Here is a 14,552-nt window from a genome sequence, read left to right as displayed (position 1 = left end):
CGGGCTCACACTAACGCTCCTGGTTGTAGGTACTGCCCGGGCCTCGACCCGGTCCGTTCGTGTCCGTCCCCGTTGTTCCCGCGCTGCCCGCCCCCGCGTTGCGGCCCCGTTGGACGCCGCGCCGCAGGTTGCTCAGCCTGCCACGTACATCCTCAGGCGCGCGTGAGACCTGGGGGCCGTTCTGCGGCGTCTGTTCCGCGGTTCCCTCGATCAGGTTGGCCTTGGGAACGCGCCGGGGGAGTCCCGACGGGGTGATCCCGCCGGCCTTCGGCTCGCGGAGCTTCTCGGCCCGCTGCCAACGGTCGTCGTTCGTCGAACGCCAGTCGTCCGTGGCGTCCGCGTCACTCTGTCCGTTCTGCGGCGGGGCTGTCGGTGCGTACGTCTCGTCGGTCTCGTTCGTCTGCTGTGTCCCGGCGGGCCCTGCCTGCTGGTCCGGAGCCTGGAAAGCCTGAGCCGGCTTCTTCGGCGCGGCCCCCGAGGGGGAGGTCCCGCCGAAGAGATCGGTCCGACCTCCGGCGTGACCGTTCGACTGGCCGTCGTCCCCGCCTGTGGGCTGCCACGACTGCGGCTTCGAAGGTCCCGAGGGACCACCACGGCGCGGCAGTCCCGCCCCCGTCAGCGTGTGGCTGGTGCTCGGCGAGGGCCCCGGGCGTTCGAATTCTACGCGTTCCTGGGTGCCCGCCGCAGCGCCGTCGGAGGATTCCGATTCGCTTTGCTGGTCCGGCTGGTAACCGCCCTGGTAGCCGTTCTGGTCGCTCCAGCCACCCTGGTCGGCCTGGGGGGCGAAGAGGTTGTCGTAGCCCGCCCCGTCCTGCCGCGGGGCCTCGTAGGCCCCTTCCGTATAGGAGCCGCCCAGCGGGTCCTGCTGCGCCGGGTATCCGTCGGGCGTCCCGTAGCCGTCCGCGCCGCCCGTCGGATAGCCGTCCGGGGTGGCGTACGCGTCGTACGCCGCGCCCTCGTAGCCCTGTCCGCCGCCGTCGGCGCCGCCCGCGGAGGCGTAGCCGTTCTGGTCGTACGCGGGCTCCTGCGGCGCGTAGCGGCCGTCGGTCTCCTCGCGGTACTGCCCGTCGACCTGATCGCCGTAGAGCGGCTGCTCGCCGCCGGGCAGGGCCGGCGCGCCGCCGTTGCCGCCGCCCAGGGCCGCACGGCGCTCGTCACGCATGAGGGAACGGTTGACCGGGTCGAGACTGCGCGGATTCGCCGCCCCGGCCCCGGCGCCCTCGTCGTACCGCGAGTCGTCGAAGCCGAGTTCGGCCGCCGTCAGCATGGGCGCCGGCGACGCCCCCGACTCCGGCTCGAACGCCGCGGCCTGCTGCTCCGGAATGATCTGGGAGACCGTGAAGTCGTCGGGCGCCGGCTGCTCGCCGCCGCCCCCGTGGGTGATCGCGTCCGGGAGCATGACCAGCGACGTGGTGCCCGCCTGCTCGCCCGAGGGCCTCAACTGCACGCGTACGCCGTGCCGGTCGGCGAGCCGGCCGACCACGAACAGACCCATGCGCTGGGAGACCGCGGCGTCCACGGTGGGTGGGTTGGCCAGCTTGTGGTTGATGTCGGCGAAGTCCTCGGCGGTGAGGCCGATGCCCTTGTCGTGGATCTCGATCATCACGCGGCCGTCGGGCAGCCGGGTCGCGGTCACCCGCACCTTGGTCTGCGGCGAGGAGAACGTGGTCGCGTTCTCCAACAGCTCGGCCAGCAGGTGCACGAGGTCGGTCACGGCCTGGCCGTGGATGTCGGTCTCCGGCACGCCGGACAACTCGATGCGCTCGTAACTCTCCACCTCGGACGACGCGGCACGCAGTACGTCGACCAGTGGCACCGGCTGGTTCCAGCGGCGGCCCGGCTCCTCGCCGGCGAGGACCAGCAGGTTCTCGCCGTTGCGGCGCATACGGGTCGCGAGGTGGTCCAGCTTGAAGAGGTTCTCCAGCTGCTCGGGCTCGGCCTCGTTGTTCTCCAGCTCGGTGATCAGGGTCAACTGCCCCTCGATCAACGACTGGTTGCGCCGCGAGAGGTTGGTGAAGATCGCGTTGACGTTGCCCCGCAGCATGGCCTGCTCGGCGGCGAGCCTGACGGCCTCGCGGTGCACCTGGTCGAAGGCCCGCGCGACCTCGCCGATCTCGTCCCTGGAGTCGATCGGGATGGGCTGGACGCGGGTGTCGACGCGGCCGGGCTCGGTACGGGAGAGCTGGTCGACCAGCATCGGCAGCCGCTGCTCGGCGATGCCGAAGGCCGCCGTACGGAGCCGGCGCATGGCCCGGCTCATCTGGCGCGCCATCATGCCGGCCAGCACGAAGGCGGCCAGCAGGGCGATCACCACGATCGCGCCGTTGATGATCGCGTCGTTCCTGGCGTCGTCCGAGATCTGCGCGGCGTCCCCGACCGCGTTGTCGACCAGGTCCTTCTCGATGATCGTGTAGCCGTCGAACTTGGCGGTGGTCGCGGCCATCCACGCGGTGGGTGTGACGCCGCGCTCCTCCAGCTGCGAGGGGCTGTCGCCGGTGGCGATCGCCGAGACCATTCCGTCGACCACCGAGCCCTCCTGGGCCGGCGGGGCGATGAACTTCTGACCCGCGGCGGCGGCCTGCTGCCGCGCGGCCGCGAGCTTCTTCGCACCCTCGGCGGTCTTGTCCGCCATGACCTTCTGGAGCTTGGCCGTGTCCGCGTCGGTGCCGCCGGAGACGTACTCGCCGATGGCGATCTCCTCCAGGTAGGCGTACGAGGAGAACGCGATCGACTGGCCGGACCTGACCGCCGGCTTCTCGCTCGGCCGCACCAGCAGGTGCAGACCGATGGAGCGCTGAAGCGAGGTGGCGGCCTTGGCGAGCTGGACGGCGTAGACCGTACGGCCGTAGCTGGTGATGTTGCCGGTGCCGAGGCCCAGTTCGTTGGAGAACTCCATGAGGGAGTGCTGGACCAGCACATAACCCTCTTCGGTCGCCACCGGACCGCCGTTGCGGCCGGTTTTGTCGGGCGTCTCGACGCCCGCCGTGTACGCCGTCTTGCGGATCGTCTCCAGCTTGGGCTCTTCCGCGCGGAAGAGCCGCAGACGCCGCTCCAGGCCCTCGTCCTTGGGCATGGACGCGACCGCGCCGTCGAAGGTGGCCTTCGCGGCGTCGGTGGCGGCCCTGGCGTCCACGACGACCTTGTCGTCGCGCTTGTTCGTCAGCAGGGGCTGGGCGGTGAGGTCGCGCTCGTTGAGCAGGGCCTGGCCGTACTCGGACGCGGCCCGCACGACGAGCGCGGTGCGCTCCGCGTCCTGCGCCTCCTGCCAGGTGTCGATCGAGCCCTTGACCTGGAAGCCGCCCATGACGAGGCCGACGAGCACGGGTATGAGGAGGATCGCGTTCAGCCGGGTCGGAACCCGCCAGTTTCGTGGGGACAGCCGACTGGTGCTGCCGGGTACCGGGGGTTTCCCGGGCGCATCCGCAGGCGGCGCCGCTGTACGCCGCGGCGGGGTGAAGTTACCCCGCGCCGCCTGCTCCGCGGAGCTCGTCTTCCTACGCCTCACTCGACCAACAACCTCTCGGCGTCGGCACCTACGTTGTGCCGTTTTTCGTATCGGTCCGCACTACTCGGGAGTTCATCGAATTCCAGCACGTGAGGCGGTCCCGTTCCAAACAGTGGGAATCAGCCATTCCGAGTGGTCGACACCTCAGATAAAACGGGCATAAAGAACGAGGCCCGCCAAAAGGCGAGGGTGATGTGAGCACAGGGATACCACCCGACCGCGTCGGGTGTTCGGGACGGCGTGAATTCTCTTTCGAAACGTTATGAACACCAGCGTGGGCTATGTCAAAAGACACAGCCCACACCGGTCGGCGCTACGGCAACTGCCGTACGGAATCGTCTACTTGAGGCGAGCCATGAGTGCGTGCTCGACCAGAGTGATCAGCCCGCTCTTGGCGTCGGCGCGGTGCCGGGCGTCGGTCGTGATGATCGGCGCGTCCGGGCCGATCTGGAGCGCTTCGCGTACTTCCTCGGGGGTGTACGGCTGGTGTCCGTCGAAGCCGTTGAGGGCGATGACGAACGGGAGTCCCGAATTCTCGAAGTAGTCGACGGCGGGGAAGCAGTCGGCGAGACGGCGGGTGTCGACCAGCACCACGGCGCCGATCGCGCCGCGTACGAGGTCGTCCCACATGAACCAGAAACGGTCCTGTCCGGGCGTACCGAACAGATACAGGATCAGGTCCTGGTCGAGCGTGATACGGCCGAAGTCCATCGCCACCGTGGTGGTGGTCTTGTCTCCGGTGTGGGTGAGGTCGTCGATGCCGGCGGAGGCGCTGGTCATGACGGCTTCGGTACGCAGCGGGTTGATCTCCGAGACGGCGCCGACGAACGTGGTCTTGCCCACGCCGAATCCGCCCGCCACCACGATCTTCGCGGAGGTTGTCGAGCGCGCCGCTCCGCCGCTAGAGCTTGCGAAGTCCACTGAGCACCCTTTCGAGCAGTGTCACATCCGGCGTGCCGCCGGCCTCTCCGTTACCCGGCTGGTGGATGGCCACCATGCCGGCCTCGGCCAGGTCGGCCACGAGGATGCGCGCCACACCGAGCGGCATGGACAGCAGTGCCGACACCTCGGCGACGGACTTCACCTCGCGGCAGAGATGGCAGATCCTCTGATGCTCGGGGAGCAGCCCGGCGAGATGCGCCGGGTCGGCCGTCGTGCTCACCAGCGCCTCGATGGCGAGCTGGTACCGCGGCCGCGTCCGTCCGCCGGTCATGGCGTACGGACGAACCAACGGCTGGTCGCCCTCATGTCCGTAGGACGCGTCGACTGAGGCGCCGTACGGATCGTGAGAGGCGGGTGGCGGGGTCATGAATCCTCCGGGCGTGACAGCAAGATGTCTGCGTGCCGTCTGACTGGGCCGGGGTGGGGCCGGTTGGCGGCCTGACGGTGGTTGGCGCTGTGGGCGGTACCTGGAAGCCTCAGTGCAGCAGGCTCCCCTGGAGCTCGGCGCGCAGGTCCGGTGTCAGTACCGTGCCTGCCCGGTCGACCAGGAGGGCCATCTCGTAGCCCACGAGGCCGATGTCGCAGTCGGGGTGTGCGAGCACCGCGAGTGACGAGCCGTCGGAGACGGACATGAGGAAGAGGAATCCGCGGTCCATCTCCACGACGGTCTGGGTGACTGGCCCGCCCTCGAAGATCCGGGATGCTCCCGCGGTCAGCGAGGTCAGACCCGACGCTACGGCCGCGAGTTGATCGGCACGGTCACGCGGGAAACCCTCGGACATGGCCAGCAGCAGGCCGTCGGCGGATACGACCACTGTGTGGGACACCCCGGGGGTGTTGTCCACAAAGTTGGTGATCAACCAGTTCAGATTCTGCGCCGCCTGGCTCATCGGACTCAACTAACGCTCCTGCTGGTGAGAGGGGCCGAGGTTGAAACTGCCGGTCGTCGAGCTGTCGGCGGTTCGGCCGCCTGCCTGACGACCCTGCTGAATACCCCGGCGAAGGTTGGTCAGCCGGCCGCGTACGTCATCTGGCGAACGCGAGACCTGCGGACCGGTCTGGTTGCTCTGCTCCTGAGCGGTTCCCGGTACCAGGTTGGCACGCGGGACCCGCCGAGGCAGACCTGAGGTGGTGATTCCGCCCGCGGCGGGCTTCTTGACCCGCTCGGCCTGGCGTACCAGCTCGTCATTGGGTGACGTGCGCCAGGAGGACGTTACGGCGCCGTTGCCGTTGGCGTTGGCGTTGCCGTTCGCCGGCTGCCGTTGCGGCATCGGGGGAGGGGAGGCCGGTCGGTCCGGCATCCCCTGCGGGGGCTGCTGCTGGAAGGGCTCCGGCTGGAACGGCTGCTGCTCGGGCGCCGCCGGTACGCCGGGAACCCCGGGCTGCGGGGGGCGGCCGGAGCCGCCGCTCTGCTGCCCGTGGAACCAGTTCGTCTCCAGCGTGTCGAACAGCGGCGTACGGCCGTCGCCCGGTCCGGCCGGGGGCAGTGCCTCCGGCTGGGGCTGCTGGGGAAGGGCGCCGACAGGCGGGCGCGGTGCGCCGAAGTCGGCGCCGTTCGGGCCGTTCTGGCCGAAGCCGGGACGGCCCTGGCCCTGGTCCGCGCCCGGACGGCCTTGTCCGGGCGGCGGGTTCTGGCCGAAGAGATCGGGGTTCGGGGAGCCGGGCGCGGCGCTCGGCTCGGGGGGACGGGGCGCGTTGAAGTCCGGTCGGGGGAACTGCTCCGTGGACCCCTGGTTCTGGCCCTGGCCCTGCCAACCGGCGTTCACGTCGCCCGGGTTGGCGATCGGGTGGGAGCCCGTGTCGCCGTATCCGTTGCCGCCGCCGATACCGCCGGGCCCGCTGTTCAGGTCGGGCCTGGGACCGTTGAAGTCGGGGCGCGCGAACTCGGCCGTGGCGCCGGGGCCTTGGCCCTGACCCGCGGACGGCATCGCGAACTGACCGGTGTTCTCGGGCTCCTCGTGGCCGCGCGGGGCGTCCGGCGAGAACCGCTGCGGCGCGGGCTGCTGCCCGGTGCCCCAGGTGGTCGTCGCACTCGTCCCGGGACGCTGCTGCGGGCGCTGCGGCGGCTGCGGGTTGCCCCCCGGCAGCTCGGCGCGTGGTCCGCCGGGCGGCGGCAGCTGACGGCCGCGGTCCACCGGCGGCGGTCCGCCGGCCGGTCCCGTCGCACCTTGCGGGAAGGCGTTGCGGTCGCGGTTGCCGGGGCCGCCACGTCCGTTCGGGCTGGAGAGGCTCTGACCGGGACGGGCGAGCCGGCCACCGGCCTGCGGCACCGGACCGGACGGCTGGCCGGGGCCCGCCTGGGCGCCCTGACGGCCGCCCGCCTGCTCACGGGGGCTCGTTCCGAACAGGCTCGGCTGACCGGACCCCTGCCCCGGACCCTGACGCTGCGGATCCTGCGGCGGACCGGACTGCGGCCGGGTGGGCAGACCGCTCTGCATCCCGTTCCTGGCGGGCAGCGCGGCACGCGGACCCGTACCGGGGCCGACCTGGCCGCGCGAAGGCGGACCGGCGAGACGTCCGCCGCCGGCCGCGCCCGCCTCACGGGCGGCGGCGCCGCCCGCGAGCCCGGCGGCGATGCCGGACTGCTGGCCGCCGCCGAGGGCGCCCTGCCCGGCGGGCGACTGTCCGCCCGCACCGTTCTGCGCGCCGGCGCCGGGGCGCGGCGGCATCTTCTTGCCGCCGTTGGCGACATCGACGGGCAGCATGACCAGCGCGGTCGTGCCACCGGAGTCGGAGGGGCGCAGCTGGATCCTGATGCCGTGACGCAGGGAGAGCCGGCCGACCACGAACAGACCCATGCGGCGCGAGACCGAGACGTCCACGGTGGGCGGCGAAGCCAGCCGTTCGTTGATCGCCGCCAGGTCCTCCGGCGACAGACCGATACCGGTGTCGTGGATCTCGACGAGCACACGCCCGTCGGGCAGCGCGTGACCGGTGACGCGGACCTTGGTCTGCGGGGAGGAGAACGACGTCGCGTTCTCCAGCAGCTCGGCGAGCAGGTGCACGAGGTCGTTGACGACGCGGCCGGCGACCTCGGTCGTGGGCACCGAGGCCAGTTCGATCCGCTCGTACTGCTCCACCTCGGAGGCCGCGGCACGGAGCACGTCGACCAGCGGGACGGGGCGCGTCCAGCGGCGGCCCGGCTCCTCACCGGCGAGGACCAGCAGGTTCTCACCGTTACGGCGCATACGGGTCGCGAGGTGGTCCAGCTTGAAGAGCGAGGACAGCTGGTCCGGGTCGGCCTCACGGGATTCGAGCTCGGAGATCAGCGACAGCTGACGCTGGATCAGGCCCTGGCTGCGGCGCGAGAGGTTGGTGAACATCGCGTTGACGTTGCCTCGCAGCAGCGCCTGCTCGGCGGCCAGTCGGACGGCCTCGCGGTGCACGTCGTCGAAGGCCGCGGCGACCTTTCCGATCTCGTCCCTGGAGTGCACACCGACCGACTCGACGGAGGTGTCCACGTCCTGCGGGTCGGCCTCGGAGAGCTGCTTGACCAGCTCGGGCAGCCGGTCCTGGGCGACCTTGGTGGCCGTCTCCTGGAGGCGCCGCAGCGAGCGGATCATGGAGCGGGCGACGACGAAGGCGCCGACCAGCGAGACGCCGAGGACGACGAGGATCAGCGCACCGTTGATGAGGGCGTCCTGCTGGGACTTCTCCTTCAGCTGGCGCGCCTTGTTCTCCATCTCACCGAGCAGCGTCTGCTCGATGATGTTCATCGCGTTGATCTTGGCGGACGCCTGGTCGGTCCAGTCCAGGTACGAGCGGTTCGGCCGCCCCTCCAGACCGCCGTCGATGCCGAGAACCCGCCGCGCGTACTCGTCGGCCGCGTTGATCTCGGGGTTGCCCTTGCCGCTGAGCGGCGCCGTCAGCTCCTCGGCGTTGCCGCCCATCGACTCGTACAGAGCGTCGAAGGAGGCGATGGCGTTGTCGCCCTTGGTGGCCGCCGCCAGACCGTAGAGCCGGTCGTTCTCGTTGAGATCGCCCTTCTGCTTCGGGTCGGCGGGGAGCGCGGAGGCGATGATCGCGCGCTGGATCGACGCGTACTCCTTGGCGGAGGAGAAGGCCGCCAGGGCGCGGGTCCGCTTGATCATGTCCGGGTTGCTGGTCGCCTGCGCCATGTCCTGGGAGAGGCTCAGCAGCGAGTCGATGAGACCGCTGTAGGCGTCGACCGTCAGGGAGTGCGTGGCATCCGTGTCGTACGCGTCCTTGCGGATTTCCTGGATCTTGTTGACCTGGGTGGCGATCTGGCTGACGTTGGCGCGGATCGACTCCAGCGCCTGGTCGCCGTCGGTGTTCCCGATGTCGACGGTGGCGCCGAGGAATGCCTTCTTGGCCCGGTCCGTCTTCGTGCGACGGTCCTGGACCTTGAAGTCGTTGGGGTTCGCGCCGTTGGTGAGCGGACCTGCCGACTCGTCACGTTCCGCCTGGAGCGCGGCGGCGAGGCTGGTCGCCTCCTTGGTCATCTTGGTCAGCAGCTGCATGTGCTCCAGCTGCTGCATGTCGTTCATGGACTCGTTGATACGGAGTCCACCCAGCGTGGTGGCCGCGACCACCGGCAGGGTGAGCAGTGCCACCAGACGGGTGCTGATCCGCCAGTTGCGCAGCGCTATTCGCGAACCCGCGTCTGTCGAGGCCGGCTTGGGCGTGGTGTCAGTGGCATCGCCACCGGGCGCCGCACCGGGCTGGGCACCCCGATCAGCACCCTCGCCGGCCGAACCCGGGCCCGGGTTCTGGGTGTGCTGGGGCGAGGAGCCGCGGTCGGTTCCGCCGCGGGGCTCCTGCTCCGCCGCAGCGCTGCTATCCCTCTTGAAACGTCCCTGCACTAGCGTCGCAACCTCTGGACCAGGCGTCCCCCCGCAGAACGGCGGGACGGTGTCGGCGTCGTGGAGCACAGAGTGCGCTCCAAGGTGGTCGTTGAGTGACCGGCGATGCTCCCCTTCCCCGCATGCCACTCGGCGCCGCGTCGCGCCCTTACGCGCCGTCCTGAAGAACCCGCGGCGGTGCGTGGAATTTCAGCACAGAGCAGGATCTCCAACAAGGGCCGCGTACCTGGCTGTGACCTGCGTGACACGTTGTGAGGGACGCGTGACGATCGGTAGAAGGTGTTCGGGGAGGAAACGGACTTCCCGGAACGAGTCCCGTGCCGGAGGGGGGTGCCCCAGTCCTGATGATCAGGGGCGGAATGGCGGGTTCGATAGGGCAATGTCCGTTTCCACCGGTCTCGACCACTGTCCCTGATGGGTGAATTGCCCGGCACGTCGTGAGCAAACTCACATGGAGATCGCTGCTGCCTCCGGGCTTTCTCGGGGAATCACGTGTTTAGCCTGACGCTTTACAGAGACGGCCCATTCGACAACCGGCGCTCCTGAGCACCCGTACCCCGACAAGGTCTGAAACAACCGATGAAGATGACGAAGATCTTCCGCAACACCGCCAACCCCCGCCGCACGACGCTGGCGAACCTCGACGACGCCGGGGAGATCCTCCCGCCCGTCCAGCAGGAACACTCCGTCGACCTGCCGGTCCGCACGGCCAACCCGCGGCGTACGACGCTGATCGACGCCCCCGTCGCACAGTAGGGCACGCCCCACGGCGGCCACGCACCGCGTCGGCCGCCGCCCCTCACCGCGCCAGGGCCTAACCTGGGACGTCAGTCTCCAGTCAGTCAGCCAGCAGCAAAGTGAAGGGGCGACAGCAACCCGTGCGCATCGCCAGATTCTCCATCGACGGCAATGTCGCCTTCGGCGCGGTCGAGGAGGACGGCACCGGCGGTACGGCCGCCGGCCTCGTCCTCGACATCATCAAGGGCATTCCGTACGCCGACTTCGAGCTCTCCGGCACCAAGGTCCCGCTGAGCAAGGTCAGGCTGCTCCCGCCCGTCCTGCCCAACAAGGTCGTGGCCGTGGGCCGCAACTACGCGGCGCACGCGGCGGAGCTGGGCAACGAGGTGCCCGAGGCACCGATCACCTTCTTCAAGCCCACCACCTCGGTGATCGGCTCCGGTGACGCGGTCGAGTACCCCTCGTTCTCCTCGGACGTCCAGTACGAGGCCGAACTGGCCGTCGTCATCGGCCGCATGTGCCGCGAGGTCCCGCGCGAGCGCGTCAAGGACGTGATCCTCGGGTTCACCTGCGCGAACGACATCACCGCGCGCGACACCCAGCAGCGCGAGAAGCAGTGGGCCCGGGCCAAGGGCTTCGACACCTCCTGCCCGCTCGGCCCCTGGGTGGAGACCTCCGTCGACCTGGCGGCGGTCGCCGGCGGCCTCGCCGTCCAGTGCACCGTCAACGGCGAGCAGCGCCAACTGGGCAGCACCAGCGACATGATCCGCTCCGTCGAGGACCTCGTCGTACACATCACGGAGGCCATGACGCTGCTCCCGGGCGACGTCATCCTCACGGGCACCCCCGCCGGGGTGGGCCCCCTCAACGTCGGCGACGAGGTCGCCGTCACCATCGAAGGCATCGGCACTCTCACCAACAAGGTGATCAAGCGTGGCTAACGCGACCGTCCGCGTACGTTTCTGTCCCTCGCCGACCGGCAACCCCCACGTGGGCCTGGTCCGCACCGCCCTCTTCAACTGGGCGTTCGCCCGCCACCACGGCGGCACCCTGGTCCTGCGCATCGAGGACACCGACGCCGCGCGCGACTCCGAGGAGTCGTACGAGGCGCTGCTCGACTCGCTGCGCTGGCTCGGGCTCGACTGGGACGAGGGCCCCGAGGTGGGCGGCACCCACGCGCCGTACCGCCAGTCGCAGCGGATGGACATCTACCGCGACATCGCCGACAAGCTGCTCGCGGCCGGCCACGCGTACCACTGCTACTGCACCCCCGAGGAGCTGGAGGCCCGCCGGGACGCCGCGCGCGCCGCGGGCCGCCCCTCCGGCTACGACGGCCACTGCCGCGACCTGAGCGCGGAGCAGAAGGCGGCGTACGAGGCGGAGGGCCGCACCTCCATCGTCCGCTTCCGGATGCCCGACGAGCCGATCACCTTCACCGACCTGGTCCGCGGCGAGCTGACCTTCACGCCGGAGAACGTGCCCGACTACGGCATCGTCCGCGCCAACGGGGCGCCCCTCTACACCCTCGTCAACCCGGTCGACGACGCGCTGATGGAGATCACCCACGTCCTGCGGGGCGAGGACCTGCTCTCCTCCACGCCCCGTCAGATCGCGCTCTACCAGGCGCTGATGGGGCTGGGTGTCACCCACTTCGTGCCGCAGTTCGGGCACCTGCCCTATGTGATGGGCGAGGGCAACAAGAAGCTCTCCAAGCGCGACCCGCAGGCCTCGCTCAACCTCTACCGCGAGCGCGGCTTCCTGCCCGACGGGCTGCTCAACTACCTCTCCCTGCTGGGCTGGTCGTTCTCCGCCGACCAGGACGTCTTCTCCCGCGCCGAGATGGTCGGTGCCTTCGAGATCACCGACGTCAACGCCAACCCGGCGCGCTTCGACCTGAAGAAGGCCGAGGCGATCAACGCCGACCACATCCGGCAGCTCGACGTGAAGACCTTCATGGAGGCCTGCGCGCCCTGGCTGCGGGCCCCCTACGCGAACTGGGCGCCGGAGGACTTCGACCAGGCGGCCTTCGAGGCGATCGCCCCGTACGCGCAGACCCGCGTGACGGTGCTCTCCGACATCACGGCCAACGTGGACTTCCTGTTCCTCGACGAGCCGGTCGAGGACGAGGCGTCCTGGGCGAAGGCGATGAAGGGCGAGCCGGCCGCGCTGCTCACCACGGCCCGCGCGAAGCTGGCGGACGCGGACTGGTCGAGCGCCGAGTCGCTGAAGAACGCGGTCCTCGCGGCCGGCGAGGAGCACGGCCTCAAGCTCGGGAAGGCCCAGGCCCCGGTCCGCGTGGCGGTCACGGGCCGCACGGTGGGCCTGCCGCTGTTCGAGTCCCTGGAGATCCTGGGCAAGGACCGCACACTGCGCCGTATCGACGCGACGCTGACGAAGCTCGCGGCGTAGCCCCTGCGGGGTACGCACAAGGGGTGGCGACCGACGGGGTCGCCACCCCTTCGCCGTGTCCGGAGGCCAACGCGCCGCTCAGAGGGCCACGAGATCGACGACGTTGATCACGACGTGCCGGTTCGACACGACGTAGATCACGAAGCCACCTGCGAACGCCGCCGACCAGCTGTTGTCACGATTGCTCGTCGCGGGCGGACCGAAGGGGTTGGCGGCGAGCTGTTTCTCCAGCGAGGAGAGGGCGTCGCGCTGGGGCGCGCTCAGAGCGGCCTTACGGCGGGCCGCCCGGTCCGCGTACCGGATCGCGTACGTGCTCACCCGCGCCCCCTCGCGTCCACCGGGTTGTTCTCGGCGTCGTAGGCGTTGCCGTCCTCGTCCTGGAAGACCATGCCCTCGGTGTCGCCCTCCGACATGCGCTTGATGGTGTGCTCCACGTCGTCCAGGTATCCCGGGGTCGCGCACGCGCAGGCGAAGGGGAACCACTTGTCCACGACGCCCGCCAGGGCCTCCTGATCGAAATCGGCCGCCGCGCTCAGCCAGTCCTGCTCGAACGCTTGCAACCAGTCGGGACGTCGCTGCAGCGCCGTGCGAACGGCCTCCGGAGTTCTCTCGCAGGCCTCGGGGTCCACTTCAGCAACCATGATCAACTCCCTCGGCGGGTGGGGCGGCAGGACGGCCATGGTAGGCCCTGTCCCCAAGGCGCACGCTGCCGGCGCCGTGCGCCGAACCCGTACGAGGGACGGGTACCGGGTACGGGGTTACGGGGTACGGCCGAGGGGCGCCGCGACTCCGGCGGGCGCCGGCGCCGGTACCTTCGGAGTATGCCGATCCGCGCGGTCGTCTGGGACATCGACGACACCCTCTTCGACTACACCACCGCCGACCGCACCGGTATGCGGCTGCATCTCACGGCCGAAGGGCTCGCCGACCGCTACGGCACCGCCGACCGCGCTCTTGAGCGGTGGCGCGAGATCACCGACCTCCAGTGGCTGCGGTTCGCCGACGGCGAGACCACCTTCCAAGGGCAGCGCCGCGACCGCGTCCGGCAGTTCCTCGGTACGGAGGAACTGGGCGACGCCGAGGCCGACGCCTGGTTCGACCGCTACGTCGCGCACTACGAGTCCGCGTGGGAACTCTTCCCCGACGCCCTTGCCGCGCTGGACTCACTGGCCTCCGACTACCGTCAGGCCGTCCTGTCGAATTCCAGCATCCACAACCAGGACCGCAAGCTCCGCGTCCTCGGCGTACGGGACTACTTCGAGACCGTCCTGTGCGCCGCCGAGCTCGGCGCCTCCAAGCCCGACCCCGCCGCTTTCCACGCGGCCTGCGACGCCCTGGACCTTGCCCCCTCGGAGGTCGCCTACGTGGGGAACGAACCGGACATCGACGCCGGCGGTGCCAGCGCCGCCGGACTGGCCGGAGTCTGGCTCGACCGGGGGCGGCTCGGCGGCCGCCCCGAGCTCGTGACGATCACCGATCTGGACCGCCTTCCCGCCCTGCTGCGCGGTGATACTCGTTTTGGAGCGCCGTCCCGCATCGGGTAATGTTCTTCCTGCGCCACCCCAGAGACCGCAAGGTCTGGCCGGAAGGCGCAAAACCCAAACAAAACCCCCATACCGGGGGTTGAGTTTTGGTGGGCTATGGTGTAATTGGCAGCACGACGGTTTCTGGTTCCGTTAGTCTAGGTTCGAGTCCTGGTAGCCCAGCGCAGAGTTCTTCTGCAACGCCCCCGTTGTGTAGCGGCCTAGCACGCCGCCCTCTCAAGGCGGTAGCGCCGGTTCGAATCCGGTCGGGGGTACAGATCCTTCTCTCCGATTTCTCCGGGTCGCACCCGGACATGTCGATGCAGGATCGCTAGGGCCCCCGTTGTGTAGCGGCCTAGCACGCCGCCCTCTCAAGGCGGTAGCGCCGGTTCGAATCCGGTCGGGGGTACGCGGAACGCAAGACTGAACCACCCTTGGGCTATGGTGTAATTGGCAACACGACGGTTTCTGGTTCCGTTGTTCTAGGTTCGAGTCCTGGTAGCCCAGCTCAACGCTCCACCCGCTGGCCCCCGTTGTGTAGCGGCCTAGCACGCCGCCCTCTCAAGGCGGTAGCGCCGGTTCGAATCCGGTCGGGGGTACGTGACGAGAAGG

The 14,552-nt window shown here is 69.9% G+C and carries 11 protein-coding genes and 5 tRNA genes; 9 read left to right on the top strand and 7 right to left on the bottom strand.

The genetic code is table 11. The features are described 5' to 3' along the window. Window positions 1-10: 10 nt before the first annotated feature. The 5 genes from IEY79_RS00825 to IEY79_RS00805 all read right to left on the bottom strand — a co-directional run bounded on the left by IEY79_RS00825 (window position 11) and on the right by IEY79_RS00805 (window position 9,270). Window positions 11-3,505, bottom strand: coding sequence for a sensor histidine kinase (locus tag IEY79_RS00825; protein WP_189105263.1), 3,495 nt, complete (start codon window positions 3,503-3,505; stop codon window positions 11-13). 339 nt (window positions 3,506-3,844) lie between these two features. Continuing rightward, window positions 3,845-4,426, bottom strand: a complete 582-nt coding sequence (locus IEY79_RS00820; protein ID WP_078074889.1) for a GTP-binding protein — start codon at window positions 4,424-4,426, stop codon at window positions 3,845-3,847. Further along, entirely contained in the window at window positions 4,407-4,814 is a 408-nt protein-coding gene (locus tag IEY79_RS00815; RefSeq protein ID WP_189105262.1) for a DUF742 domain-containing protein, read from the bottom strand. The genes IEY79_RS00820 and IEY79_RS00815 overlap by 20 nt, the downstream gene beginning before the upstream one ends. Before the next feature lie 109 nt (window positions 4,815-4,923). Next, window positions 4,924-5,337, bottom strand: coding sequence for a roadblock/LC7 domain-containing protein (locus tag IEY79_RS00810; protein ID WP_023538416.1), 414 nt, complete (start codon window positions 5,335-5,337; stop codon window positions 4,924-4,926). Window positions 5,338-5,346: 9 nt separating this feature from the next. Continuing rightward, on the bottom strand, window positions 5,347-9,270 hold the full coding sequence (locus tag IEY79_RS00805) for a sensor histidine kinase (protein WP_189105261.1): 3,924 nt from the start codon (window positions 9,268-9,270) through the stop codon (window positions 5,347-5,349). Between the two features lie 579 nt (window positions 9,271-9,849). On the opposite strand from IEY79_RS00805, the gene IEY79_RS00800 reads away from it, so the two are divergent. The 3 genes from IEY79_RS00800 to gltX all read left to right on the top strand — a co-directional run bounded on the left by IEY79_RS00800 (window position 9,850) and on the right by gltX (window position 12,417). Beyond that, complete coding sequence (locus IEY79_RS00800) at window positions 9,850-10,026, top strand: hypothetical protein (RefSeq protein ID WP_189105260.1); 177 nt, start codon at window positions 9,850-9,852, stop codon at window positions 10,024-10,026. A 122-nt stretch (window positions 10,027-10,148) separates the two neighbouring features. After that, window positions 10,149-10,949 carry a fumarylacetoacetate hydrolase family protein gene (locus IEY79_RS00795; RefSeq protein WP_189105259.1) on the top strand — a complete coding sequence of 267 codons (801 nt, stop codon included), beginning with the start codon at window positions 10,149-10,151 and terminating at the stop codon, window positions 10,947-10,949. After that, a complete protein-coding gene (gene gltX / locus IEY79_RS00790) occupies window positions 10,942-12,417 on the top strand; it encodes a glutamate--tRNA ligase (RefSeq protein ID WP_189105258.1) in 1,476 nt (491 codons plus the stop codon). The genes IEY79_RS00795 and gltX overlap by 8 nt, the downstream gene beginning before the upstream one ends. Before the next feature lie 78 nt (window positions 12,418-12,495). Here gltX and IEY79_RS00785 read toward each other — a convergent pair whose 3' ends face one another. Both IEY79_RS00785 and IEY79_RS00780 read right to left on the bottom strand, forming a co-directional pair. Continuing rightward, a complete protein-coding gene (locus tag IEY79_RS00785; protein ID WP_189105257.1) occupies window positions 12,496-12,735 on the bottom strand; it encodes a hypothetical protein in 240 nt (79 codons plus the stop codon). Then, the gene (locus IEY79_RS00780) at window positions 12,732-13,058 is read right to left on the bottom strand and encodes a DUF6247 family protein (RefSeq protein ID WP_189105256.1); all 327 of its coding nucleotides are present in this window, start codon (window positions 13,056-13,058) and stop codon (window positions 12,732-12,734) included. Before IEY79_RS00780 ends, IEY79_RS00785 begins: the two co-directional genes overlap by 4 nt. 180 nt (window positions 13,059-13,238) lie before the next feature. Between IEY79_RS00780 and IEY79_RS00775 the strand changes: the two genes are divergently transcribed. From IEY79_RS00775 to IEY79_RS00750, 6 genes are all read left to right on the top strand, one after another. Then, window positions 13,239-13,961 carry an HAD family hydrolase gene (locus IEY79_RS00775; RefSeq protein WP_189105255.1) on the top strand — a complete coding sequence of 241 codons (723 nt, stop codon included), beginning with the start codon at window positions 13,239-13,241 and terminating at the stop codon, window positions 13,959-13,961. Window positions 13,962-14,051: 90 nt separating this feature from the next. Then, window positions 14,052-14,123: transfer RNA gene (locus tag IEY79_RS00770), tRNA-Gln, on the top strand. Window positions 14,124-14,142: 19 nt separating this feature from the next. Further along, window positions 14,143-14,215: transfer RNA gene (locus IEY79_RS00765), tRNA-Glu, on the top strand. Between the two features lie 61 nt (window positions 14,216-14,276). Further along, window positions 14,277-14,349, top strand: a tRNA-Glu gene (locus IEY79_RS00760). Window positions 14,350-14,375: 26 nt separating this feature from the next. Next, a tRNA-Gln gene (locus IEY79_RS00755) sits at window positions 14,376-14,447 on the top strand. Window positions 14,448-14,466: 19 nt separating this feature from the next. Further along, a tRNA-Glu gene (locus tag IEY79_RS00750) sits at window positions 14,467-14,539 on the top strand. Window positions 14,540-14,552 lie beyond the last annotated feature (13 nt).

The sequence above is a fragment of the Streptomyces camponoticapitis genome, assembly GCF_014646115.1.
GTDB lineage: Bacteria > Actinomycetota > Actinomycetes > Streptomycetales > Streptomycetaceae > Streptomyces > Streptomyces camponoticapitis.
The sequence above is the reverse complement of the archived record's forward strand: the minus strand, read 5'-3'. Positions and strand labels throughout refer to the sequence as shown.

Excerpts from the sequence above, each read along its gene's own strand:
- IEY79_RS00800 (WP_189105260.1), top strand. The coding sequence starts at position 9,850 with ATGAAGATGACGAAGATCTTCCGCAACACCGCCAACCCCCGCCGCACG.
- IEY79_RS00780 (WP_189105256.1), bottom strand. The coding sequence starts at position 13,058 with ATGGTTGCTGAAGTGGACCCCGAGGCCTGCGAGAGAACTCCGGAGGCC.
- IEY79_RS00810 (WP_023538416.1), bottom strand. The coding sequence starts at position 5,337 with ATGAGCCAGGCGGCGCAGAATCTGAACTGGTTGATCACCAACTTTGTG.
- IEY79_RS00815 (WP_189105262.1), bottom strand. The coding sequence starts at position 4,814 with ATGACCCCGCCACCCGCCTCTCACGATCCGTACGGCGCCTCAGTCGAC.
- IEY79_RS00775 (WP_189105255.1), top strand. The coding sequence starts at position 13,239 with ATGCCGATCCGCGCGGTCGTCTGGGACATCGACGACACCCTCTTCGAC.